15 protein-coding genes are annotated in these 25393 nt (G+C 64.3%); 6 read left to right on the plus strand and 9 right to left on the minus strand.

What is annotated here, in order from left to right:
* Positions 1 to 10: 10 nt before the first annotated feature.
* Positions 11 to 9238, minus strand: a complete 9228-nt coding sequence (locus tag VIQ49_RS05530) for a fatty acid synthase subunit beta domain-containing protein (RefSeq protein WP_331881755.1) — start codon at positions 9236 to 9238, stop codon at positions 11 to 13.
* 437 nt (positions 9239 to 9675) lie between these two features.
* On the opposite strand from VIQ49_RS05530, the gene VIQ49_RS05535 reads away from it, so the two are divergent.
* Both VIQ49_RS05535 and VIQ49_RS05540 read left to right on the plus strand, forming a co-directional pair.
* Positions 9676 to 10110 (plus strand): HIT family protein, encoded by a 435-nt coding sequence (locus VIQ49_RS05535; protein WP_331881758.1) that lies wholly within the window; start codon positions 9676 to 9678, stop codon positions 10108 to 10110.
* Positions 10103 to 10876, plus strand: a complete 774-nt coding sequence (locus tag VIQ49_RS05540) for an NAD-dependent deacylase (RefSeq protein WP_331881761.1) — start codon at positions 10103 to 10105, stop codon at positions 10874 to 10876. The genes VIQ49_RS05535 and VIQ49_RS05540 overlap by 8 nt, the downstream gene beginning before the upstream one ends.
* A 2-nt stretch (positions 10877 to 10878) precedes the next feature.
* On the opposite strand, the gene VIQ49_RS05545 is transcribed toward VIQ49_RS05540, so the two are convergent.
* The 3 genes from VIQ49_RS05545 to VIQ49_RS05555 form a co-directional block, all read right to left on the minus strand.
* Positions 10879 to 15042: an AAA domain-containing protein gene (locus tag VIQ49_RS05545; protein ID WP_331881764.1), complete on the minus strand. Its 4164-nt coding sequence runs from the start codon at positions 15040 to 15042 to the stop codon at positions 10879 to 10881.
* A 103-nt stretch (positions 15043 to 15145) separates the two neighbouring features.
* Positions 15146 to 15496, minus strand: a complete 351-nt coding sequence (locus tag VIQ49_RS05550) for a rhodanese-like domain-containing protein (protein WP_331881767.1) — start codon at positions 15494 to 15496, stop codon at positions 15146 to 15148.
* Positions 15497 to 15652: 156 nt separating this feature from the next.
* Entirely contained in the window at positions 15653 to 17329 is a 1677-nt protein-coding gene (locus VIQ49_RS05555; RefSeq protein ID WP_414731581.1) for a DEAD/DEAH box helicase, read from the minus strand.
* A gap of 268 nt (positions 17330 to 17597) precedes the next feature.
* Here VIQ49_RS05555 and VIQ49_RS05560 point away from each other — a divergent pair, with 268 nt between their 5' ends.
* The gene (locus VIQ49_RS05560) at positions 17598 to 19388 is read left to right on the plus strand and encodes a long-chain fatty acid--CoA ligase (RefSeq protein ID WP_331881773.1); all 1791 of its coding nucleotides are present in this window, start codon (positions 17598 to 17600) and stop codon (positions 19386 to 19388) included.
* A gap of 71 nt (positions 19389 to 19459) precedes the next feature.
* On the opposite strand, the gene VIQ49_RS05565 is transcribed toward VIQ49_RS05560, so the two are convergent.
* The 3 genes from VIQ49_RS05565 to VIQ49_RS05575 form a co-directional block, all read right to left on the minus strand.
* Entirely contained in the window at positions 19460 to 19633 is a 174-nt protein-coding gene (locus VIQ49_RS05565) for a hypothetical protein (RefSeq protein WP_331881776.1), read from the minus strand.
* Positions 19634 to 19756: 123 nt separating this feature from the next.
* A complete protein-coding gene (locus VIQ49_RS05570; protein ID WP_331881779.1) occupies positions 19757 to 20695 on the minus strand; it encodes a hypothetical protein in 939 nt (312 codons plus the stop codon).
* Between the two features lie 65 nt (positions 20696 to 20760).
* Complete coding sequence (locus tag VIQ49_RS05575; protein ID WP_331881834.1) at positions 20761 to 21072, minus strand: hypothetical protein; 312 nt, start codon at positions 21070 to 21072, stop codon at positions 20761 to 20763.
* Positions 21073 to 21620: 548 nt separating this feature from the next.
* On the opposite strand from VIQ49_RS05575, the gene VIQ49_RS05580 reads away from it, so the two are divergent.
* Complete coding sequence (locus VIQ49_RS05580; protein WP_331881782.1) at positions 21621 to 21782, plus strand: hypothetical protein; 162 nt, start codon at positions 21621 to 21623, stop codon at positions 21780 to 21782.
* A 186-nt stretch (positions 21783 to 21968) separates the two neighbouring features.
* On the opposite strand, the gene VIQ49_RS05585 is transcribed toward VIQ49_RS05580, so the two are convergent.
* Entirely contained in the window at positions 21969 to 22505 is a 537-nt protein-coding gene (locus tag VIQ49_RS05585) for a hypothetical protein (RefSeq protein ID WP_331881785.1), read from the minus strand.
* A gap of 213 nt (positions 22506 to 22718) precedes the next feature.
* Between VIQ49_RS05585 and VIQ49_RS05590 the strand changes: the two genes are divergently transcribed.
* Positions 22719 to 23138, plus strand: a complete 420-nt coding sequence (locus VIQ49_RS05590) for a hypothetical protein (protein ID WP_331881788.1) — start codon at positions 22719 to 22721, stop codon at positions 23136 to 23138.
* 116 nt (positions 23139 to 23254) lie between these two features.
* Here the strand turns inward: VIQ49_RS05590 and VIQ49_RS05595 are convergent, their stop codons facing one another.
* Positions 23255 to 24280, minus strand: coding sequence for a hypothetical protein (locus tag VIQ49_RS05595; RefSeq protein ID WP_331881791.1), 1026 nt, complete (start codon positions 24278 to 24280; stop codon positions 23255 to 23257).
* A gap of 245 nt (positions 24281 to 24525) precedes the next feature.
* Between VIQ49_RS05595 and VIQ49_RS05600 the strand changes: the two genes are divergently transcribed.
* The gene (locus VIQ49_RS05600; RefSeq protein WP_331881794.1) at positions 24526 to 25155 is read left to right on the plus strand and encodes a hypothetical protein; all 630 of its coding nucleotides are present in this window, start codon (positions 24526 to 24528) and stop codon (positions 25153 to 25155) included.
* Positions 25156 to 25393: the final 238 nt, after the last annotated feature.

A 25393-nucleotide genomic window follows, 5' to 3' on the forward strand; every position in this document is an offset into this window, starting at 1 on the left:
GTGCCGGCCGTCATACGCCGGCGCCGTAGTGCCCGTTGGCCGACAAGCGGGCATCGACGTCGAGCAGCATGGCCGCTTCCTGATCGCCCTCATAGGCGCTGTCGTCGAAGCGACGGTTCGGCGGCCGCTGGTAGGCGGGCTCACCACCGAACATCGATTCGAGCAGACGCTGCTGTCCCAGACGTGACCGCTCCGCAGCCGCGGTCCGGTACTTCTCGCGCTGAGCCGGATCAAGCGATGCCACAAAGGCTTCCGGGTGGACAACTGCGATCAGGCCGGAGACGTGACCGAAGCCGAGGCTGGTCAGCAGACCTGCCTTGAGTGCGAAGCGGTCGCCGAAGTGCAGCGGCTTGGTCGGCCACACGAGGTGCTTGTACTCCTCCATGGCCTCGTCGACGCAATCCAGGCTGCGGTTCGGCGGGATGACGCCGTCGCGCAACATCTGGCACAGGCCGATCAGCTGGAATGCCGCGGCACCGCCCTTGGCGTGACCGGTCAGCGACTTCTGGGACACCACGAACAGTGGTGCTCCTTCGCTGCGGCCGATCGCCTCGGCGAGACGTTCGTGCAGGTTCGACTCGTTGGGATCGTTGGCCTTGGTCGAGGTGTCGTGCTTCGAGACCAGCGCGACGTCGTCCGGGCTCACACCCAGCTGGCGCAGCGACCGGGCAAAGCCCGAATCCTTCTGTCCACGAGCCGCACCCAGCGCGCCGATGCCCGGGGCCGGGATCGAGGTATGGACGCCGTCGCCGAAGCTCTGCGCCCAACCCACGACACCGAGGACGGGCAGTCCCATCTCGGCCGCGACATCGCCGCGGGCGAGCAGGATCGTGCCGCCACCCTGTGACTCCACGAATCCGCCACGACGACGGTCGTTGGCGCGTGAGTAGCGGCGCTCGTTGATGCCCTGCGCTGCCATCTTCCCGGACTCCGCGGTGGCCGACATGTCACCGAATCCGACGATGCCCTCGATACCGAGATCGTCGAAGCCGCCGGCGACCGCGAACAGCGCCTTGCCGAGCTTGATCTTGTCGACACCCTCCTCCACCGAGACGGCGGCGGTGGCGCAGGCGGCGACCGGATGGATCATCGCGCCGTAGCTACCGATGTACGACTGGACCACGTGGGCCGCAACCACATTCGGCAGAGCTTCCTGCAGGATGTCGTTGGCCTTGGCCTCACCGGTGAAGGTGTCGAGGTACAGCGAACGCATCGACGTCATGCCGCCCATGCCGGTGCCCTGTGTGTTGGCGACCAGACCCGGGTGGACCCAGCGCATCAGCTCCGACGGCTCGAATCCGGAGGCGAGGAACGCGTCCACGGTGGCGATCAGGTTCCACAGCGCGACCCGGTCGATCGATTCGGTCATGTCCGCGGAGACACCCCAGCGAGTGGGATCGAATCCGGTGGGGATCTGACCGCCGACGGTGCGGCTGAGCTTGAACTTGCGCGGGACCCGGATCTCGGTACCCGACATGCGGGTCACCTGCCATTCGCCGCTCTCGGCGTCGACCTTGATCTTGGTCTTGTCGGGTGCTGCGGACAGGAACGACCGTGCCTCGGCCTCCGACGCCACCGAGAAGGTGAGGTCGTTGTCGAGGAACACCGAGGTGAGCAGCGGCGACGCGTTGTCGATCATGTCGCCGTCGTCCGCGTACCGGCGGATGCCGCAGCGTTCGACCACGGCATCGTGGTAGCGATCGGCGATGTCCGCTTCCGCTACCGGATCACCGGATTCGGCGTCGTACCAACCCGGCTTCGGTGTGGCCTCCCAGGTGATGAGACCGGTGCTCCAGGCCAGCTCGAGCACACCGGCCGCCGACAGTTCTTCTGCGACCTCCATCTCGAAGCGCGTACGGCTGCTGCCATACGGTCCGAGCTCGCCGGCTCCGACGATCACCACGAGATCCTCGGGGCGGGCGTCGATGGTTCCCCACGCCGGGGTGGTCGACTCGGGCGCGCGGGCCGGCGACGGCAGCGCCGCCACGGTCGGCTCGTCGTCCTCGATGTCGTCCTCGGTTGCGGCAGCCGCGTCGGCCTGAGCCTGGGCCAGTGCCTTCATGTCGAGCTTGGCATCACCGAGTCCACCGGTCAGGTCGAGCTGCAACGGTTCGGTGCGTGCCTGCTGACGGGCCTCGGGAGTGACGGCCTTGAGCAATTCGGTGGCCATCTCGGGTGTCGACCACGTCTTGACACCCGCAGCCTCCACGGCCGCGACGAGTCCGTCGTTGTGACCCATGAGACCGGTTCCGGAGACCCAGCCGATCAGGGCGTGGGCGAGGGTGACCTTCGAGTTCCATGAATCCTCGGCGCCCCAACGCTTCACGAGTGCGTCGAGGGCGGCCTTGGATTCGCCGTAGGCACCGTCGCCGCCGAACATTCCGCGGTTCGGGGAGCCGGGCAGCACCACGTGCAGGCGTGCGGCCAGATGGTGGTCGGCTGCGATGTCGCCGAGACCGGCGATCAGCCGCTCGACCGACCACAGCAGCACCTTCATCTCGAGCTCGGCACGACCACCGGCGTCGGTCAGGTCACCGGCGACCCGCGGTGCGGCGAACGGGAACAGCAACGTCGGCTTGAGAGCCGGCTTCACCACACCTGTTTTGCCACCGAGGTTCTCGGTCTGTTCGCTGCCGATCCACGAGACGAGCTCGTCGACGTCGGTGTAGGACGACAGGTTGGCCGGAACCACCCAGAGCGCGGCGTTTCCGCGGGCACTGCGGCGGTACAGCGACTTGAAGAATGCCATCCGGCCCTCGTCCAGCCGTGAGGTGGTCGCGACAACCGTTGCGCCATCGGCCAAGAGCTGTTCGACCACAGCGGCGGCGATCGAGCCCTTGCTGGCGCCGGTCACAACCGCGACATCGTCGGCGTACGACGAAGGCTTCGGATCCTGTGCGGCATGGGCGATCTGGGCGTACAGGCGCGAGTGCTCCTGCAGGCCACCGGCCAATGCCTTGCCCTGCCACCAGGTGGCCTGATGGCACACGGTCTCGCCGGCGCCGATGAAGCGGGCGGCGATGTCGTAGAAGTCCTGGTCGAGGACGTGCTCGTCTTCGACCCACAACCGCGCCAGGTCTTCACGGGAGCTGGCCCAGCGATCGTCGATCAGGACCGCACGGCGCTCATCGAAGGCCGGGGCCACGACACGCAGCCAGTCCGAACCCAGTTCGGCGCTGACGCGCTCGAGTGCCGCGGTGTTGTCCTCCGCGGGTTCGGCGGCCGAAACCTCATCGGCCAGACCGAGCTTTTCCAGGATGGTCTTGGCAGCCGAGGCCAGGGCCCCGCTACGTCCGGTGAACTGTTCGGTCAGCTCGCCCAGCGCCGCAGCGTCGACCATGCCTCCGCCACCACCGCCACCGGCGGCGGGCTTGGAGACGGCAACGCCCTTGATGGCACCGACCTTGGCGACCGCGGCGTCGATCAGTGCGTCCACTGCTTCGGCGTTCGCCGGAGCCGAAGACATGAGGTCACCGAGATCGCCACCGCGCACGCTCACGCCGTCGCGGCTGCCCAATGCCACCGCCACCGTGGTGTGCGTCGCCCAGCCGGAGCCGAGCTGCCACACCGACGTGACGCGGTCTTCGATGTACGACGAGCGCTTGCCCGCCGGGCCGAAGACCTTGCGAATCTGGTCGCCCACCGCATCGGAAAGGACCGATCCCAGCGGCTTGTAGCCGCGGGCCAGTGCGTTCACGGTCGATGCGAGCGCCGGCATCTCTGCCTCCGCGGCACCGTCGATGGCACCCAGTCCGAGCTCTCCGCCGATATCGAGGAGCAGCTGGTTACGGCGCGAGGAGACACCGTCACACAGCGCCTCGATCGTGTCCGCCGATCCGATCTGGTCGACGCGGATCTTGGTCCACAAGGCGATCACCGAGTTCACGGCGTCGGCCGGGCCGAACGAGATGTCGTCGGGACGCGGACCTGAATCTGCCGGGGCGGCAACGGGAGCCGGAGCCACCGCGGCAGGCGCGGCTGCTTCGGCCGGTGCACCGGCGTCTGCCGGAGCCTCGGCGACGACATCATCGTCGTCCACCTCGGGCGCGGAATCCTTGGACAGGATCGCGTCGGAGTCGCGCTCGATGTTGAGCACCTGGACGGCGGCCTGCTGGTAGTCGTCGAGCTTCAGGGTGTTGCCGGCCAGACCGCTCAGGGTCGGTGCCGACTTCACGCCGACCTCGATGAACCGCTCCACGCCCACGCCACCGCGCTCGGCGGGGGTGAACAGCAGATCCTGCGTCTCTATCCACCGGACCGGGCTCGCGAACTGCCATGCCAGCAGCTCCACCAGGATCACGCGGGTCAACTCGCCGGGCTTCGCGCTCCACGAATCCCAGTCGGCCAGAACCTCGTTCAGCGGATCGGACGGAACCAGGTCGGCGATCTCCTGGACGAAGTCACGGCCCAGGTTGAACATCCGCGGCACCAGGTTGGGCACGTAGCGTCCGACGAGGATGTCGGGGTCGATGTGCTCGGGCAGCAGATCCTGCAGACGGTTCCGGAAGTCGGGCACGCCGGCACGCAACACGGTCGAGTGGAACGGCACGTCGATGCCGGGGACGACGATGAACGAGCGCTTGCCGCCGGTCTTCGCGCGACGCACCTCGATCTCGGCCTCGAGTGCTTCCAGCCCCTTCACGGTGCCGGCGATGGCGTACTGCGAACCGAGCAGGTTGAGGTTCACGACCTCGACGAACTCGCCGCTGCGCTCACCGATCTCGTTGACAAAAGGAATGACGTCGGCGTCAGCCAGACCGAACTGGCTCGGCCGGATCGCCGCCATCTGGTAGTCGCTGCGGCCCTTGGCATCTCGCGGAACGAGATGGTGCATGGCCTCACCGCGCTGGAAGACGACCTCGAGGACGGCCTCGAGCGGGAGAACACCGGCGCAGGCGGCCAGTGCGTTGTACTCACCGACCGAGTGGCCGCAGGTGATCGCGCCTTCGACGAAGGCTCCGGACTCTTTCAGCTCGGCGATCTGCGCAACACCGAGAGTCGCCATCGCAACCTGGGTGAACTGCGTCAGGAACAGGACGCCGTCAGGATGCTGGTACGTGGTGCCACCCGCAGACAACGTGGTCGGGTTGTCACGCACCACGGCCAGGATCGAGAAGCCCAGTGCGTCGCGGGTGTGCTTGTCGGCACGGTCCCAGATCTTGCGGGCGGCCTTGGAGCGAGCCCGGGCGTCGAGACCCATGCCCTTGCTCTGGATGCCCTGTCCCGGGAATGCGTAGACGGTCTTCGGCGGGGCCAGCAGTCCGGTGGCGTTCATGACCAGCAGGTCGCCCACCTTGCAGCTGACCTCGATGATGTCGCGGCCGGCATCCATACCGACGCGGTCGACGCGAATCGTGACCTCGTCGCCGGGACGGACCATGCCGAGGAAGCGGGCGGTCCAGCCCTGCAGCGCACGCGGAACCGGGATCGGGTTCTTGGCGTCGGTGGCGGTGGCGACATGCTGGGCAGCGGCCGACAGCCACATACCGTGCGCGATCGGGCTTCCGAGTCCGGCCATCTTGGCGGCCGAATCGTTGACGTGGATCGGGTTGTGGTCGCCCGACACCAGCGCGAAGCCGTGCATCCGCGACGGGGTGGCGATCTTGGCTTCCCGCAACTTCTTCCGGGTTGCGTCGCCGGCGGCGGCGCTCAGTGCACCACCGGCGCGGTCGGGATCAGACAGCTCTCCGGACCCGGTGCGGCCGCGAACGGCGAACCGCTCGGTCATCTCGGCGACCACGACAGAGCCGTCGGTGATGGACACCGCGACGGTGATCACTCGACCCAGGTCTGTGTCGGTCACATCGGAAAGGGTTGCGGTGACGGTGAACTCGGCCCGGCTACGCGGGAGTTGTCCGACGGTCGACGCCACGTGATCGAGGTGGACCAGATCGAGGAGACCCTCGACGACGGGTGCGCCGTCGGCTGTGGTTGCTGCCCCGATCACGCTGAAAACGCTCGGCCAGCACAACCCGACGAGGGTGTCGGGGTTGGCGAAGCCGTTCACGCCCTGCGGAAGTGAGGCGCTGAGGTGTTCGGGCAGCGTGTATGCGGTCACGGCGGCGTGGTCGGCAACCGCTTCGGGATCCCACGTCGCGGTGGCGGTCGCGGTGCGATCGGACACCGCGGTGAGCGATCCGCCGGCGGCCACGGTGAGCAGCTGACGCATGGCGCCCGCAGCCGCATCGATGGTCACCTTCGGGACTCCACCGTCGAAGATCGAGTTGTCGACGATCATCGGGATCGAGACGGTCGACTTGCCGATCGGCACATTGAGGACGACGCCGTCGTCGGTGCGCTCCAGCACGGCACCGGTGGGCTCGTGCTCGCCACGCTCGGTGGACGGGAACTCCCAGGCATCGCGATCGCCGAGCAGCGCAATCGGATTGGCGACCAGCCGGCCCGACCACTGCACGTTCAGCGATTCGATGACACTGCCGAGGACACCATCGACATCGGCCAGTCCGGAGCGCCGACGCGCACTGATCGGCTGAGCCTGCTCACCGGTGCCGGCGAGGTCGGTGACAACCTGCGCCTCGAAGCGGTTGAGCAGGTCTCCGACCGGCTCGTCGACCCGGGTGATGCCGGCGACGGCAACGGTGCCGGGAATGATGCAGACCTCGTCGGCGGTATATCGCGGGTCGTGTGCCTGCCACAGCGAGTCACTGCGCCACCAGCGGCGGACGTCCTTGTCTACGACCGGCACGAAGTTCACCGGCTTGCCCGGGGTCCGGCACAGCTCGAGGAAGAACACCACGTCGGCGGGGTGCAGCACATCGGTGCCGGCCGACGGATAGACCGCGATCAGCGCATCGATGGCGGCACCGGCGTTGTCCGTCGCCGAGGGATGTCCGAAGAGGGTGGTGATCTGTCCGCGGTCGGCCTCGTTCAAGCGGGCTTCCGCGCGCTGCAGCATCTCGACGAAACGCTGACGCCAGGTGATGTCCACCCAGGTCGCCTCGCCGGTGGCCTCACCGACGGCGAGCTCCACATAGCGCTCGAGCCACTGCTGGTAGGTCATCTGCGGGACGTCACCGAAGTACGGCTTGGCGGTGCGGGACAGCGCCTCGATGATCTCATCGCGACGCTCGGCCACTGCCTCTTCGTCGCCGGCGACGTCGTCGAGCAGGCGGCCGGCGCGGGAGGCCGAGTTGTCGATCTCGTGGATGTCGGCGCCCAACTGGCTTCGGCCCGATGCCATTCCGGCAGCGGCAAAACCGGCACCGATCCACTCGTCACACCCGGGGGTGTTGACGAGCAGTTCCTTGACGGACGGCGAGGTGGTCGCCTCTTTGGTTGCCATGGCGGCGGTGCCGACCAGGATGCCGTCGAGCGGCATCAGCGGGTAGTCGTGTGCGGCCGACCAGGCACCGGTCAGGTATTCGCTGGCGCGCTCGGCGGTGCCGATGCCACCACCGACACAGATGACGACGTTCGGGCGCGAACGCAGTTCGCCGTACGTGGCCAGCAGCAGGGCGTCGAGGTCCTCCCACGAATGGTGTCCACCGGCGCGGCCACCCTCGATCTGCACGATCACCGGGTAATGCGGCACCTCGGCGGCGATTCGGATCACCGAGCGGATCTGGCTGATCGTTCCGGGCTTGAAGGCGATGTACGGGATCTGCGCATCGGCGAGCTCGGACACCAGCGCGACGGCTTCGTCCAGCTCGGGGATGCCGGCGGTGACGATGACACCGTCGATCGGGGCGCCGTTGGCACGGGCCTTCTGCACCAGGCGCTTGCCGCCGATCTGCAGCTTCCAGAGGTAGGGGTCGAGGAACAGGGTGTTGAACTGTGCCTGACGACCGGGCTCAAGCAGGTCGGTGAGCTTTGCGACGTTGTCGGCGAAGATCGCCTCGGTCACCTGTCCGCCACCGGCCAGCTCGGCCCAGTGACCGGCGTTGGCGGCAGCGGCGACAATCGCGGGGTCAACCGTCGTCGGGGTCATACCGGCGAGCAGGATCGGCGAGCGACCGGTCAGGCGCGTGAATGCGGTGTCGACAACCTGGCGGCCGTCGGGCAGCGACACGATGCGCGGACGGTAGCTGCTCCACGGGATCTGGACGTCGGGGATGCCTCCGGGGGCGAACAGGTTGCGCTGTCCACCGCGCTGGCTGACGGAGATCAGTCCGATGCCCTGCCCGCGAACCACGGGAACGCTCAGGCGGGTTGCCACATCGCCGGGACCGAGGTCGAGGATCCACTTCGCGCCGACGTTGATCACGTCGTCGAGGGCTTCGACCCAGCGGACCTGATCGACGAGGACTGCGGCAGCGAGCCGACGGGCAGCGGCCTCGTCGATGTCACAGGCACGGGCCCAGTCGGCGACGAGGTCGCAAGCCGCTTCCAGGGAAGGATGGTGGAACGCGATCGACACCGCCAGCGAATCGAACACCGGCGCGAACGGAGAACCGCCGGTGACCTTCTTCTTGCGGTCGTCGGCCTCGGCGGCGGCGACGGACTCGCACTGGCTGATGAATGCGGCGAGGTGGCGCGGCGCACCCGAGAGCACAACCGAACGGCGACCGTTGATGATCGAGACAACCGGAGCCGACACCCGGTCGGATTCCTGCAGCCCTTTGGCGTAGTCGTCGACCAGGACCTGGATGCGAGCGGGATCGACCTGGGTGACCGACAGCATCGGGCTACCCGCAGCGTCCGCGGAAAGTCCGCGGCGGCGGGCGATCAGTGCGCCCGCCGCACCGATGAGGTGCGCAACAGCGAGCAGGGCGCCGTCTCCGAGCCCACCCTCCGATGAGGAATTGATGGCCTCGGCGGCGAGGACACCTTGGGAGTGACCGACTGCGGCGACCGGAGGCAGCGCGTCGAGGTCGAGTCCCTGCTTACGGTTGGCACTGATCGCGGCGAGCTGCGCCAGCAGGATGCCCGGTACGGAGACCGGGGCGGCGACGAGGGCCGAGTCGGCGGGCAGTGCCTCTTCGCTGTTGTAGGCGTGCACCCAACTCAACGGGTGGAAGCCGTCGGGGCGCGCGGCGGAGAGCTGATCGGCCACCGGCTCGATCAGTCGTTCTGCGGCCTCGACGATCTTTGTGGTGCTGCGATCGAGATCTGCGTCGATCACCAATTCGGCGAGCACAGGCAGCCACGGGCCACCCTGTCCCCCGAAACTGACCGCGTATGACTCACCTTCGCGAAGTCGATCGATCAGCGATCCATCTGGGCGCCGGGCCCAGGCCGAGTTCTCTTCTGCTCCTGCGCGAAACTGGTGAATGGTCACGGGGCTCCCTCATTGCTGTTGCATATTGATGGTCTGCGGGCGTGACACCGCTCATCGTCCTTGACTGCGCATCTGCGAGCGTGTTCCACCCGTCAGCGACCACAACGCTGTCGATCATGTTGTGGTGCAACATGATTCACCGCCAGAGCCAGGCCTCGACGCCCGACATCCTCAGATGCGCATGGAGACCATGTTGGCACACGAAAATGAGGTTTTCCTCATGTTTGAAAGTGACCCGCGGGTATACCGGCGGGTAACCTACGAGGCCACCCCTCCAGCAATCCGCAAGAAGGGGTAAACAATCGCATGATCGCCAGATCACACCGCCCGAACGACCGCTCGCACGGGCGAAATCGCGCACAAAAGGTTGTTATGAAACCGTGACAATTGAATTGCTCACTATTCGCGCCGTTCGCGCCTGCCATTAGGCTGAGGCAATGACGGAGTGCATCTTCTGTGCCATCGCCACCGGCGCATCGCCGGCCCACATCGTCTACGAGGACACCGACATCCTGGGGTTCCTCGACATCCGCCCGGTGCGCCCCGGACACACCCTGCTGATCCCCAAGCAGCACGCCGCCGACCTGGCCGAACTGAGCCCGGAACTGGGCGGCAAACTCTTTGTCGCCGGGCAATCCATCGCTGCTGCGCTGCGCACGTCCCCGATAGCCGCCGACGGGGTGAACCTGCTGGTCAACGATGGCCGGGCGGCCTTCCAAACGGTCTTCCACTCGCACCTGCACGTGGTGCCGCGCCACCACGGCGACAAGCTGACCCTGGCCCGAGGCCTGCTGACCAGACGGGACAACGACATGCCGGCAACCGCCGCGATACTGCGCGCCCACTTGGAGAGTTCTGCCGCCGATGACTGAGACCACACTCGATCCGGCGCTTGCAGATCTGGTGCGAGACGCAAACTGGGTGACGGTCTGCTCCGGTGCCGGGATGTCCGCCGAGAGCAACGTGCCGACCTTCCGTGATGCGGAGACCGGACTGTGGGAACGCTTCGACCCAGCGGAGCTGGCCACACCGCAGGCATGGTCCCGAGACTCGGCGTTGGTGTGGGCCTGGTACCAGTGGCGAGCCAAGCTGGTCCGTTCGACCACACCCAACCCGGGTCACCTGGCACTCGCCGAGTGGGCCGACCGCCGGACCGTCATGGTGGTCACACAGAACGTCGACGATCTCCACGAGCGGGCCGGCAGCACCGTCACCGCGCATCTGCACGGCAGTCTGTTCGAACCGAGATGCTCCCACTGCGATCTGCACTATGCCGGCATCGACGCGGACCCCGACGCCGCAACCGAGACACTTCGCGTCGAACCACCGTCGTGTCCGCGGTGCCTGTCGGAGGTCCGGCCGGGTGTTGTGTGGTTCGGTGAACCACTCCCCTCCGACGCCTGGGAACGCGCGGCCGACGCCGCGGCCGGCTGCGACCTGCTCATCGTCGTCGGCACATCGGGCATCGTCTACCCGGCCGCATCGTTGCCCGAGCGGGCCCTCGCCGCAGGTACCCCGGTGATCGAGATCAATCCGGAACCAACACCTTTGAGCTCATCGGTCACGCACTTCATGCAGACCACGGCGGCCATCGGTCTCCCGGCACTTCTGCGGGAAGTCCCCGCCGACGGCTCGTAGCGCTAGTCGCCGCGGGTCAGCGCCACCGGCTGCCAGGGATCGTCGATCCGGCCGCCCGCCAGTTCCGGCCCGACCGAACCGGGCCGCACGCCACGCTTGTCGAGTTCGTCCCAGAGTCCGTCGAGGGCATGGCCGGGATTGAGCAGGTATTCCGATTCCCGGACCCGCCAGAACCGCCAGCCGCACCGACGGAGTTCACGCTCGCGCTCCATGTCGGCGCGGGCCTGTTCGGGTGTGCTCGTGAACTCGTCGCCGTCGCACTCCACGGCCAGCCGGGCGTCGCTTCCGGTGACAACCAGGTCCACGATCCGGTTGTTGACGACCACCTTTGGATTCACATAGAACCCGCGGTCGACCAGGTCGACGAAGATCTGCTGCTCGAAGAGTGAATCGAAGGGCTCTGTCCGTGTGGTCGGGGTGACATCCGCCGGCATCGGATCCACCAGCGCACCTTCGGTCTTCTGCAGGTACGTCAACAGCGAATAGCGCAGATCGTTCTCTTTGAGGTCGTCGGGCAGGACGGAGTGGACCAGCCATAGCTGTTCCATCGCGCGCGACGCGGCCACGTTGATACGCCGCTGGGATTCGCTGCGAGTCAGAGCATTAACGTTGGTGTCGGGACACACCACCATCGACAGGAACACGACATGCCGCTCGTCGCCCTGGAAATCCGGTGGTGTGCCGACCCGCAGGTTACGGTCACGCCACACCTGCGGATCGATCGCCTCGCGCAACAACTGGGTGACCAGATCCACCTGACGTTGCCCCTGCAGCACCACCACACCGAAGGACATGCCGTCATAGCGTGGGTCGTCCAGACACCCGGTCAGCAGGCTCACAAGGGTATTCGCCTCGTCGACGTTGACCAGCGACGAGTTGGATCCGGTACTCCGGGCATCCTCGACATGGTGCGTGCGCAGTGGCGGCAACCGGTCGGCACCGAACTGGCGCACCGGGATCAGCGGTGAGTCCGGATAGAACTGCCGGCTCGAGAACTCGATGATCTCCGGCATCGACCGGAAGTGTTCACGCAACCGAACGACGTGGCCGAATCTTGTCCGCAGCATCGAGAACAGGCTCGACCGCGGCGTGAGACTGTCACGCATGTACTGCGGGATGTCGGGCAGGTAGTTGTCCAGCTTGGCGAAGACCTCTTCCATACCCGAACCACCGAAACCGCCCGGGGCACACTGACGATCGTCGCCGACGACGATGACGCGCGGCGCGAGCCAGAGCAGGAACAAGCTGGAGATGTCGGCCTGGCTCGCCTCGTCGACGATGACCACGTCGAACGAGTTCTGTGCAGGCGCAACCGAACTGAGGACCTGGGAAATCGGCATGATCCACGCCGGAACCGCCGTCTGGGCCTGAGCCATCGCCGATCGTGCCGCCAACCGGAAGCGCTCGGCATGTTTACCCGAACCCTTTCCGATGTTGGTGATGTGGTCGCGGTACGACTGCAACGCCTGCACCTGACTGACAGTCATGTGCTCCAGGCATTCCCGCCAGGCACATGCGGCAGCCAGCCGGGCGGTGAAATGCGTGATGTCGGCCTCGACCTCATCGAGGTCGGCTTCCAGGCGGGTCTCGCGATCGGGATCGCTGCGCTCCTGGGCCCACTGATAGGCACGGCGCCACGACCAGGCGGCATCGAGGTCGGCGAAGCGATCCTCCCACACCGGGTCGTCGGCTGTTTCCACGAGAAGCTTCACCAGCGCCGGCGCCTTCTGCTTCAACCGCAATTCCAAAAGATCCAGGGCACCCTGGTTTTCGAGTTCACCGCGGGCGGTGTACCAGGCCCGACGCGCTTCGAGCACGCCGTCGGCGTCGGCCGCCCGCACCGCGGCCAGCAACGCGTCCCCTTCCGGGGACGGCCCCTTCTCGACTTCGGCAGACAGTGCCCGGGCGACGTCGTCGAGCTCGCGCCGAGCCAGCACGCCGTCGTTGGCCGCGGCGATCGCACCCGCCTGCCGGGCGACCTCTTCGACTTCGTCGATGCTCTTCGGCCGCGGACCACCGGGACTGATCGCATTGAGTTCACGCACCAATTGATCACGGCCGGTGAGCAATTCCGAGACCCAGGCCAGCTGCCCATCGAGTCGCACCAACCGGCCGAGCTGGACCGATCGCGTCCCGGAGATGTCGATCGGGACGTTCACCTCGGCCAAAATCGCCTGCACGCGTGCGACCGCGTCGAGGACACCGAGGTGATCGGCGACCAGGCGCAGCGATGCCGCGTCGGTCGGTTCCCGGCCGTCCACGGTGTACGTCGCACCGAGATCTTCGATTGCCTTCTGCTGTGGAGCTTTCCGGAAACGTCCCCGCCACTGGCCACCCGACTCGAGGTACTCGGCAGCCTTCTCGTAGAGGACCAGATCGCCAGGAACGGCGCCCCCACCCTCGATGGTGTGTGTGCCGATCCGGGTGTCGCGTTCGGTGGCATCGTCGATCACACCCGACAAGGCCGTGACCCGATTCCACAGGTATGAGGCCTCACCCGACAGCAGGCGGTCGGCCATCTGTTGCAGATGTGGTGGGAACGCACGGACTTCACGCACCGCTGCCCCGAGCCGATCGCAACGCGCCTTGACCCTGAGCAACCGGGCGCTGTCGACATCGGCGAGGATCGCCAGCAGCGAACCACTGCCGACCATGTCTTCGGTGGGACGATTGCGCACACGGATGCAGATCGCCTCGAGTTCCATCGTCCCCGGCAGCACCACATCGAGGTCGGGCAGATGCTGACCGAGCCGGCTCGACCAACGCTCGGTCCGTCTGCCCAGGAGCTCGAGGAGCCGATCGAACTCGTCAGGCTCCAGTGGTGGCAGCGGACTGTGCAGCGGCCCCGGAAGCCATTCATACTGCGCGGCAACATCATTGCATTGCCGGACGATTCCGGCGGCGGTGCCGCTGTAGCCGGCGGCCACCCATTCGTGCTTTTCTGTCTCGGACTCGCGTAACTGCCAGATCTCGCGCAGGATCTGTTCCCGCTTGGACCTGGCCTGATCCCGCTTGGACCTCAGATTCTTGATCTCGCTGGTCGCGACGCGCGACTGAAAACTCCCCTTGCGGTTGGCGATCGCCTCGACGCTGTCGATCAACGACTGCGACCCGTCCTTGGTGACATCGGTGATAGACACCGCGAGTTGCTGTACTTCGAGGGGCAGTTTGTCACGCAGGACATGCAGGGCCTGCGCCTTCTCCGAGACCACCAACACGCGCTGCCCCTTGGCCAGCAGTGCGGTCATCAAGTTGGCGATGGTGTGCGTCTTGCCGGTTCCCGGAGGTCCCTCGACCACAACGCCGCTGTCGAGACCGAGCTGGGCCAGGATGTCGCGCTGCTCGACGTTGGACGGCAGCGGATACAGCGCGTCCTCGATGAGCTCTTCGGCCGACATGGCACCAGTGGCACCCAGACGTCGAATGCGTTCTTCGGCCTCCACCGGTTCCACCAACTGGGCCAGACCGACCGGGATGTCGTTCGACTCGTCCCGAAGAGCCGCGATCATCGACTCGTAGTAGTCCAGTAGCGGTGCCGAACCGCGGCGGCGCAGGACCAACGCGGGTTCCAGGTCTACCGTCACCGACGCCGGATCATCGGCGACCGCACGGCGCCATTTCGTGAAGAACTTCTCGATGGAATCGGCCACCGGTGACCGCGTGGTGGCCAATTGACCCGACAGCTCCGTCGAGGCCGCGAGGTCGAAACCCGCGAAACCGGTCAGCAGATGTCCGGCATGCAGTTCTGGTTGCGTGCCACCGGCGAGCTTGACAGTGATGATGCCCGCTGTGTGGTCGTGGCGGGCAAGAACGGGCTGCGTGACCAGATGCTCTCGGACCAGCACCGGGTCGCCGTGGGTCAGCAGGCCCGATGCCAGGACCAGTTCCAGGGACTCGGGGCGCTCGGCCAATTCGTCGATCGCCTGGGCGAGAAGGTCATACCCGGTGTTCTGCGCCGGATTGTCCCGCGACAACTGAGTGATCACCTGACCGACGGCCGCTTCGCGGTTCACCGGGATGTCGTAGCTGTCGCCGAGCCACACCACGCCGGCATGGTCGTCCACATCACGAATGACAGACGATTTTGCGCGGATCAGTTCATGCAGGAACTGCAACAAACGCAGAACTCTGCCACGCCGGTCGTCGCCGGACACCGAATCGATCATCACGTCCTCGAGTTAAGCCTCAGGTTGACACTATTTTTCACCCTGAACGCTACCCGTTGGAGCGCTTCGGTTCACACCACGTGTCTGTTGCAGGCCGTGGTGGTCACTTGTGTCCGATAGCGGTGCGCAATGCGCGGTACTCGCCGACAACGTAATGGACGTTCGTGTACCCCATGGCAGCGATCTTCTGGGCGATCCGAGCGGCCTGCGACTTCACCGATACGACGTCGATCTCGGTGTCGAGGCCGTCGATCGCCGGAATACGGCGGCTCGACCCCGGTTCGAAGGCATCGTGCAACTCACCTGGTTCGACCACCACGGCCCCGGGCAGACTGCCCTGATGTCGCACCACCTGTGGTCGCATGTCGACCACTATCGCCGTTCCGCGATCGCGATGTTCGGCGGCCTCTGCCGCCGTGATCGGATCCGCCGTCGCCACTGAACTCATCACCATTCCTGTTGCTCAAACCTGTGTTGCGCGAGATACACATGCGTCACTTGGTACGTCGTGGCGCAAACCCGAATTGTTACGGGAAGGTTTCACACTAGCGAACGCAATCCGAACTCGGACATGGATTGGCAACAGGAACAGCCTCGAGCAGGGGGTTTACTAGGGTCGACCCCGGCCCGCAACCTTCTGAGATCCGCGGCGATCGCGGCCGTAGGACTTGTTTCCATACCCCTGCGCGCGACCGCGCGGCGATCCCTCGTCCTTCTTGATTCCGATGGGAACACCGGCAATTCGGGTACTGCGCAACCGTGACAGCGTTTCGCGGTCGAGGTTCCGGGGCAGTTCGACCAGAGAGTGATCGGCACGAATGCTGATGTGACCGAAATCTCCACGAGACAGGCCGCCCTCGTTGGCGATAGCGCCGACGATCGCACCCGGCGTCACGTTGTTCTGACGTCCCACGGCGAGGCGGTACGTCGCGAAATCGCCGTCGCCACGCCCGGAACGCTCGGCGCGCTCCTTGCGGTCACGGTCTTTGCGCTCGCTCGCCGGCGGGTCGGGCGACAGCAGGAATCCGCCGTCCCGCGTTTCCAGCGCCAGCGCTGCCGCGATGTCGGCCATGGTGACGTCGTTCTCGCTCGCGTAATCCTCGATCAGTTTGCGGAAGAGGTCGAGGTTGTCCGATCCCAGGTTGCTGGTGATCGATTCGCCGAACTTCGCCACCCGCTGGGCGTTGACGTCATCAACACTCGGCAGGCCGATCTCGTCGAGAGGTTGCCGGGTGGCCTTCTCGATCGCGCGGAGCAGGTGACGCTCACGCGGCGACACGAAGAGCAGCGCGTTGCCCGAACGACCGGCGCGGCCGGTACGTCCGATGCGGTGCACATAGGCCTCGGTGTCGTGCGGGATGTCGTAGTTGAGTACGTGAGAGATCCGCTCGACATCGAGTCCGCGGGCTGCGACATCGGTGGCGACGAGGATGTCGACCTGACCGTTCTTGAGCTGAGCGATCGTCCGTTCGCGCTGCGCCTGGGCGATGTCGCCGTTGATCGCTGCTGCCGAGAAGCCGCGGGAACGCAGACGCTCGGCAAGGTCTTCGGTGGCCTGCTTGGTGCGGACGAACACGATCATCGCGTCGAACGACTCGACCTCGAGAACACGGGTCAGCGCATCGAGCTTCCGCTGATGCGACACCTGCAGGTAGCGCTGCGTGATGTTCGATGCGGTCGCGGTCTTGGCCTTCATGGTGACCTCGACCGGATTCTTGAGGTACCGCTGCGACAACCGTCCGATGGTCTTGGGCATGGTCGCGGAGAACAATGCTACCTGCTTGCTGTCAGGAGTATCGCGCAGGATGCGCTCGACGTCCTCGGCGAAGCCCATGTTCAGCATCTCGTCCGCCTCGTCGAGGACGAGGTAGTCGAGCTCGGAGATGTCGAGGGTTCCCTTGTCGAGGTGATCGATCACACGACCGGGGGTGCCCACGACGATCTGGGCACCGCGTCGCAGCCCCGACAACTGGACGGTGTAGCTCTGGCCGCCGTAGATCGGCAGCACCTTCACACCGGGGAGATGAACCGAGTAACGACCGAAGGCCTCGGCAACCTGCAGGGCGAGCTCACGGGTCGGTGCGAGGACCAGCGCCTTGGGCTTGCGAGCACTCGGATCGATGCCCGAGAGAATCGGTACCGCAAAGGCGGCGGTCTTACCTGTACCGGTCTGCGCAAGACCGACCACGTCCCGGCCGTCGAGGAGCGGCGGGATTGTCGCTGCCTGGATCGGCGATGGGGTTTCGTAACCCACATCCGTGAGTGCTTGCAACACACGGGGATCCATCCCGAGGTCCGCAAAGGTCACGGTTTCTTCATTTTCGGCGGCCGTATCACTCGTGGGGACCGCACCAATACTGTCTGTCATCGGTTCCCACTGTAGCCGTGATCAGCTCAAATCCGTTATTCCAGACCCGCGTGGTGAGCAGGCGACACGCTTACACCACCCGCGCCCTACTCGCGAGTAACGTGAAAAGGTAACCTGGCCCACAATCACTGGTGTCCGAATTGGTCGGCCACCCACTCGCCGCCCTAACCTTCCCCTGGAGGCCAACGTGCAAGAGATCACCGTCCCCTCGGACTTCGTTGTGCCGGAGAAGGCATCGATCGTCGATTCGATGCTGAGACACCGCGCAGAATCACCCACAAAAGCATTGTTCAAGCGCCGCGCAGCGGACGGCTCCTGGTACGACGTGACCGCCAAGGAGTTCGCCGATCTCGTCGACAAGGTCGCCAAGGGTTTTGTCGCATCGGGTATCGGACCGGGTGACCGGGTCTCCATCCTCTCGGCAACGCGCTATGAGTGGACTGTCCTCGACTACGCCGTCTGGCGGGCCGGCGGCATCACGGTCGCCATCTATGAGACGTCGTCGCCGTCACAGGTCGAGTACATCGTCGAGAATTCCGGAACATCGCTTCTGGTCGTAGAGACCGCCGACCAGAAGGCGCAGCACTCCCCCGCCCTCGCCGACGCCGCCGAGCTCAAGGAGACGCTTGTCATCGACGAGGGCTGCATCGACGAACTGGTCAAACGCGGCGCGTCCATCGGCGACGACGAACTCGACCAGCGTCACGCGAACAACCTGGCGTCCGACACCGCGACGCTGGTCTATACCTCCGGCACCACCGGCAAGCCCAAGGGTGTGGCCCTGACCCACGCCAACTTCATCCACGAATGCCACGCAGTTCGGGTCACCCTCGGCGACCTGATGTCGGAGGGCAGCTCCACACTGTTGTTCCTTCCGTTGGCCCACATCTTCGCGCGGGTCATCTCGGTGGCGTCGATCGAGCACCTCGTACAACTCGGTCACACCACGGTGACCCCCACGCTGATGGACGACCTGGCCGCGTTCAAGCCCAGCTACCTACTGTCTGTTCCCCGCGTGTTCGAAAAGGTCTACAACGGCGCAAAGCAGAAGGCCGAGGACGGCGGCAAGGGCAAGATCTTCGACGCCGCCACCGAAACCGCCATCGACTACTCGAAGGCACTGGAAGCGGGCGGCCCCGGTCTGGTGCTCAAGCTCAAGCACAAGCTCTTCGACGTGCTCGTCTACTCGAAGCTTCGCCAGGCACTCGGCGGTAACTGCGACAGTGCCGTGTCCGGCGGCGCCGCCCTGGGCGCACGTCTCGGCCACTTCTTCCGCGGTATCGGTGTCCCGATCTTCGAGGGCTACGGACTGAGTGAGACCACTGCGGCCGTCACCGTCAATGCCGAAGGCGCACAACGCATCGGCACCGTAGGACGCCCCGTCCACGGCCAGGCGGTGGCGATCGCCGAAGACGGTGAGGTCCTCCTCAAGGGGCCTGTGGTCTTCGGGGGCTATTGGAAGAACGAGCAGGCCACCAACGACGCGATCAAGGACGGCTGGTTCCACACCGGCGACATCGGCACCCTCGACGACGGTTATCTCTCGATCACCGGACGCAAGAAGGAACTGATCGTCACCGCCGGCGGCAAGAATGTCTCGCCGGCGCAGATGGAAGATGCGGTCCGCGCCCATCCACTGGTCAGCCAGGCCCTGGTCGTCGGCGACAACAAGCCGTACATCGCGGCCCTGATCACCCTGGACCCGGAGGCACTGCCCGGTTGGCTCGAGCGCCACGAACTCCCGGCAGACACCCCGATCTCAGACCTGCTGGAGAACAAGAAGATTCTCGCCGACGTCGACGACGCCATCGCCGCGGCGAACGCCTTGGTGTCCAAGGCCGAGGCGATCAAGAAGTACCGCGTCATCGAGACCGACTTCACCATCGAGTCGGGCGAGCTGACTCCGACTCTCAAGCTCAAGCGCAACGTGATCCACGATTCGCACACCACTGAGATCGAGGGGCTGTACGCCAAGTAGGCGGCACACCACCACTGGCAAGGGGAGACCACCGTCGCGGTGGTCTCCCCTTGCTGTGTGATGCGTCAGCGTCACTTCAGAATCAGGACAACCACCACGACGGCCAGGAGGATCGCCAGGATCAACCATTCCCATTTGTCGCCCCGACTCTTTCGCGGGCTCACCTCCTCATCGTCCCGGCGGAGGCGCGCCTGCTGCGCGCGGAAGCCACTGGTCCATGGCGGTGGGGGTGGGAATGCACTCACGATCAACTACTCCTCGAAGACTTGACTCCCGCTCAACGGCGAAGGCCACCGGTTACGTTCCCGAACGCGACCGTGCGCGACCGACATCACATTCTGCTGGTCGCCGGTCGAGCAGAACCCGGGCTACGGCTCGACATCGACTGGCGCACCCAACACCTCGTTGACCGTATTCGCCACTGCTGTGAGTCGGTCGCGTCCGGCCTGCCAATCTTCTTCGAGCTCTTGACGACTCAACAGGACCACCACGAAGCGCTCGTCGCCCACGACCCCCGCGCTGTGCAGGTAGCTGGTCCGGCCCCAACAACACATCCACCCCTGCTTGCCGACAACCGAGCCGGTGGACCGCGGGGCCAGCAGACCGAACGATTGATCAAAGCCGTCGGCGGCGACGGCCGGCGCCGCGGCGAGCGCGCCGAGTATCAGTTCCCGGTCGGACTGAGGCATCCGGAGCACGTGCCGGTAGACCTTCGCGATGTCGGCGGCGGTGATGGTCACCTCGCCCCAGATCGAAGGATCGTCCGGCACCACGGTCCCGGTCAACCCGAGTCGGACGCTCACTCGCCCGACTGCGCCGGCCCCGTCGAAACCGGTCCACAGCTCGTTCATCGCGAAGTCGTCACTGGGTCCGAGTGCTTGCCGGATCAGATCGATGGCCGGCTGGCCCACCACCAACCCTTCGTCGCGCCGCCTGTCGACGATGTCCACCGCGAGAAGCAATTTCGAGAGCGACGCCGACAACATCGGCGTGACAGGGTGACCGCCCAGAGCCAATTCACCCGTCCGGGTGTCGAGGATCGCCGCCTCGAGCTCCATCGGTCCCACGGCATCGGCGACACGAGTCGCCGCCCCCACCGCGGCGATCACGTTCTGCCCGTTCGTCGGGTCCACCCCGTTCGTCGGGTCCACCTGCACGACCCCGCCGGGCGCGGCCTCAGTTGCGTTGCCGGCACCGCAGAACACCGCACCGACCGACGCGGTCAACAGCACTTGCACGGCGATCAACCAGCCCGCAACGACAGCTCGTGCAGACCGGTGGCCGGAACCGGTGGGGTTGGCGAACATGGTGATTACAGCATCCGCTCATCTGGCGTGCGCTGCCACTGCTGCCCACCCAGAGGATCCGCGATTCAGGTGCTCTTCGGGCCGTCAACCGGGCGTAGCGCCCAGCCGGGCACCCAATGCGTGACCTTCTCGTCGCGTCCCCGCGCCGGGATCGTGTAGGTGACCTTCCCGAACCACTCACCCCATTCGGTCATCCCCCACTCGGTGAGCACTCCTGTCGTCTTCCTCCGGAACTGCAGTCCTTCGGGGTTGTAGGTGCCCGAGTGATGCGGTTGGTAGGCGTACAGCGTCACAAGGTCGATGGAGACCGCGATATGGCCGACCCGCACGAACGCCGACCGACGAGGTCGTCCGCCGTCTCCGCCAATATCTGCCACCTTCACCCTTCGATCATACGTTCGAATCTCTGCTAGTCTCAACCACGGCAGGGCGGCGATACCTGCAGACGCGAACGCGGATGTGGAGGACGCCGCCCGCCACTTCATCCTCATCCTCGGGTCGTATGCGCTTTCGGGTGCTCGCGGTCCATAAGTCCAAGCGGGCTTCCAGAAAACTGAACATTAAAATGAAACACATCTATTCAATTTTGTTCGCTCGCTTGTCGAAGCAATGGCGCAGCATTGTTTACATAAGCGTCATTGTGCTGTCGGCGCCAAAATAGCTTGAGGTTCCGCGGTACCGCGATGACCTCCGGACTGGTTTCCGAACTCCTCACCTTCCTCGGCGTCACCCGATCACATTCACGACCGAGGGTCTCCAACGATAATCCATTTTCTGAAGCCCAGTTCAAAACCCTTGAATGCCTGCATGATTTCCCGAAATCGTTTGCCACACTGGGTGATGCGCGAACCTTCCTGGAAGGTTCTTCAACGAATACAACCACATCCATCACCATTCCGGCATCGGTTGGCACACTCCGGCCTCGGTGCACTTCGGCACCGCAGCTGCTATCGACGAAGCTCGTCAGATCACCCTGACAGCCGCGTTCCACGCCAACCCTGCACGATTCTCCCGACGACCAACACCGCCGGCAATCCCGACCATCGCCTACATCAACGAACCCGCCCTGCAACCACAGATCAACTGAACTACCCGTGTCTCATTTGACTTGATTTATTCCGGACCGGAACACTAGTCGGACAGCCGCGAGCAGAAATTCAAATACAGACGAGCGCTTTCCCGATGATAGGAATGCAACGGACACCGGAACCAGCCTCACATCATCTCTCCAGCAGGTATTTTATGGTTAGCATCCCTACCTGTAAATTTGGGCTCATACTCCCTCGAAGAAGTCATCCGGGGGTGGTCCGCCCGGCTCTATTCCCATGTCTTGCATTTTTACCCTAAGCTTAGCCGCGAGGTTTATATACACGATTGTAGAAATTGGCTTGACATCTAATCGCGGATCATACCCAGATAGAAACGCATAGCGGACAGGGCTCACGCAGTGACCTTCCGGTATACCGTCCAGCTGGTTCTTATTGCACCAGTCTACGAAGGCCGGACCATCCACTGCCGCCACTATATCTCCGGAAAGAATTGCCGCCTGAAAGGACCCCAGATCAACCAACGGGTCGAGGCTCATACTTGACGGGTCAAAGACCTGCACAACTGATTGCGGGTCGTTGAGTTCGTCAGCGCTAGAGACGAGATACTGGTAGCCGCGCCAGTCCCCTCCGAGGACATACACATTCGGAAGAGAAAACATCTCTTGAAGCGTCTGCGAAAATAGTAATGAATTGGTCGAGTCATAGACCTGAAATGCCCCTTCCCCGACCAACACAAATGCGTCCCGCGACTCTTCGTTCATGAATTCCCTTTCGAATTCGAACTTCTACATTTACTCAATGTATCGAATTTCTGATATATAGTCACCGAGCCCCAATCCCTGTGAGGATTTCGTCCGGTCTCCCACGACAACGCGATCGAGTGGGACTGGTTCCTCCAGCTTACGAGCTCCGGTGACGAGTTTCCGCAGTCAGCGCACCGCATCGACACCAAACTCGCGAACGCACTGGCCTTCTTGCATGAAGGCCCCAGCGGCAACCCGAACAACGTCCTCGCCTCAAGAAACATCCTGAGAGGGATCAGGCTTGAACTCCCGAGTGGTCTCGCTGTCGCCAAGAAGCTCGGCGTTAGTCCCATCGCGGTCGACAACAAGGTCGAACCAGAGTCACTCTGGTACTACATCCTCAAGGAAGCAGAGATCGGCGGCGGCGAACATTTGGGAGCAGTCGGCTCAATCATCGTGGCATCAGTGTTCGCTGGCCTTCTCGAAGGCGATCCCCACTCCTGGATTAACGTTGACCCGCTGTGGTCACCCGACACCGACGCGCTGCTGATGCCCGGCCAGGACAACATCGACACACCCGGCTCATGGGAACTGGCTTCAATTGTCCGCATCTCAGGCGTACCCGTCGAAGCGGGAGGCGACTTCTCATAAACAGGTCACGAAACCAAACTCGAGGTTCGTCGATGGCAGATTCCCGTCCTCCGGCCAACGAACGGCGTCGATTGGGTGGAGGACTGGGACTGCCGCAGCCTCGCCAATCCCAAGAGTCACATAGCGACGCCTAGAGCGCTCGTCCCGTCGTTCGCCGCCGCGTACCGGTGCCATCCGACTGCGAGCGGCGTGCGCCAAGTAGGCCTGCAAGCGCGAGATGCTCGGACGTTGTACCCGAACACAAGCCTGGTGATCGCGACGACGGCCAGCACCTGCAGTATCAGCCACGACTGCCCGCACTGAGACGCAATCGCCAACGCGGCGCTCAGACCGAGGGTTAGCGATACACCGATGTACATGATCGCCAGCAGCGTATTGCCAATAATGTCGAGCCCCAGACCGACGAACCTCAGGCTGTAGAGAACCACGAGGGCCGCCGCAACAGATGGCAACGACAGAGTCGTAACCACCAGTACTTTGGCGACGACTGGACTTTGAACCAAGACTGACTTACTCACCAACACAATGGGAACCAATGCGGGCGCCGAGGCAGCGTACAGCGCCCAGCCAGCAGCCACAGTTCGGAGCCGACACGGTATCGGAATCGACGTCAGAGCGAGTCGCTCGCACCGGGGCCGGAGTCGTTCGGCGCGTTCTCGACTTTCCCGCCGATACAAATTCTTCTGCGCTTCCGCCAGCGAATCGCTGTAGACCATGAGCCAGTGCATCCCCGACAGCACGACATAAAATACCATTGCCAGAATGGCGCATCCCAGCCTCGACGGCCACGGCGCAAAGGCCGCGATCACCAGACCAGACAACAGCGACATCCCTGGAGCTGCCGAATGGACCTGGTATTGGCGGATCTGCCGAACGGATACCTGATCGGACGCGATCTCGCGCGGGTCATCGTCGTTCATCAACGCAGCAACGAGCAACCCCGCTCCCAGCATCGAGACGCTGATCCACAATCCAGTTAGCACGCTGTTCGCTGGAATGTGAAGTGGTCGATCGTTGATCCACTCGTTCATCACGAAAGAGCAGGTCAAAGCGCCGACAATCATGGCGCCAGGAACCACGTAGAGGTTCAGAGGCTTCCAATTTCGGAGCGGCAATCGCCATTTTCGAAATGTGTCTCTCACTGTCTTCTCCCCTTCTGGTCGCACTCAAGCAATCGATAACTCCCCCTGGTCGCGGGAGTAGGTCACTGTCGCACGACCCTCCGACATCCCTTGCTCTGTAAACTCCAAAGCTGGCCGCAGTTTTATAGCTTCGGACCCGAGGATGTCTGTCAACGGCCGGATTGATACCCCCGCGGGTTGACCCGGTAAAAGTCCACGTCCTGTGTCGGTAGTGGGCTCCGAAACCGAAGTGCTCAAGGAAAGTAGTGAGTCATATGCGATTCGAGCGTCGGACGGACCGGAGTGCCGCAGAACTGACCGGACTGGGCCATGGCAGCATCGAAAAAGAGATCGCCGGGTACGCCAACCTTGTTGGCCGAAAATTCCAGTTCTTGGCGCTCTATCCCGTGCCCTCAGAATACGATCCGTCTGCCGACATCACGGCTGACGAGTTGATCCAGTTCACAGGTTCCGATGGCCGATTCACCGTGGAGCTCTTTCGGCTGGAAGGAGATCAAATCAAGCTGTACGTCGTAGGGCGCCGCGAAGATTCGGCCACGCAGGACACGACCGAGACCGTATTCAACGGCCCCAACGCCCTCTCCGTCCGCCCCAACGAAGTCCTCTCGCAAGAGGAAGCTACCCGACTGCTTCAAGACTACTTCGAGCAAGACGCAGCTCTGGATGATTCCGCAGTGACTCTGCGCGAGCTTTCCGAGTTCGCCCGAACCATCGACCCCCTCACTAACGCCGGAAATCAGCCAGCGCCTGCGGATCACCAAGCCGTCGCCAGTCAGCCAACGGACGACGGTGTTGATTTTCCGCTCAACCTTGGTCGAACGAACGGTGCACCGGAGGTGCAAAGCGCCGAGAGAAGCAAGGGTGAGGGCAACTGATAGCGGCGTGATTTTCAATTGCCCCCATGACGAATCGCCCTACATGGAGCCGCTTCTTCTCACTTTCATGCGCGTATCCATGATTCGCACTGACTCTGTCCACTTACGATGGCGTCACCGACGTCATGGCAATACCAGCAAATCATGGTCGCGAATGCCCGTCGCCGTGGCTGATTCACGCAGTATTCACCGCGCAGCATCGACGGCACACTCTTTCTTCGCTCCCGCTGCTGCTGCA

The sequence above is a fragment of the Williamsia sp. genome (assembly GCF_036566845.1).
Classification (GTDB): Bacteria; Actinomycetota; Actinomycetes; order Mycobacteriales; family Mycobacteriaceae; genus Williamsia.

What these genes read in the sequence shown, in the direction of transcription:
- VIQ49_RS05535 (WP_331881758.1), top strand. Translation starts at nt 9,676, where the DNA reads ATGACGGAGTGCATCTTCTGTGCCATCGCCACCGGCGCATCGCCGGCC.
- VIQ49_RS05540 (WP_331881761.1), top strand. Translation starts at nt 10,103, where the DNA reads ATGACTGAGACCACACTCGATCCGGCGCTTGCAGATCTGGTGCGAGAC.
- VIQ49_RS05545 (WP_331881764.1), bottom strand. Translation starts at nt 15,042, where the DNA reads ATGATCGATTCGGTGTCCGGCGACGACCGGCGTGGCAGAGTTCTGCGT.
- VIQ49_RS05550 (WP_331881767.1), bottom strand. Translation starts at nt 15,496, where the DNA reads ATGGTGATGAGTTCAGTGGCGACGGCGGATCCGATCACGGCGGCAGAG.
- VIQ49_RS05555 (WP_414731581.1), bottom strand. Translation starts at nt 17,329, where the DNA reads ATGGATCCCCGTGTGTTGCAAGCACTCACGGATGTGGGTTACGAAACC.
- VIQ49_RS05570 (WP_331881779.1), bottom strand. Translation starts at nt 20,695, where the DNA reads ATGTTCGCCAACCCCACCGGTTCCGGCCACCGGTCTGCACGAGCTGTC.
- VIQ49_RS05585 (WP_331881785.1), bottom strand. Translation starts at nt 22,505, where the DNA reads ATGAACGAAGAGTCGCGGGACGCATTTGTGTTGGTCGGGGAAGGGGCA.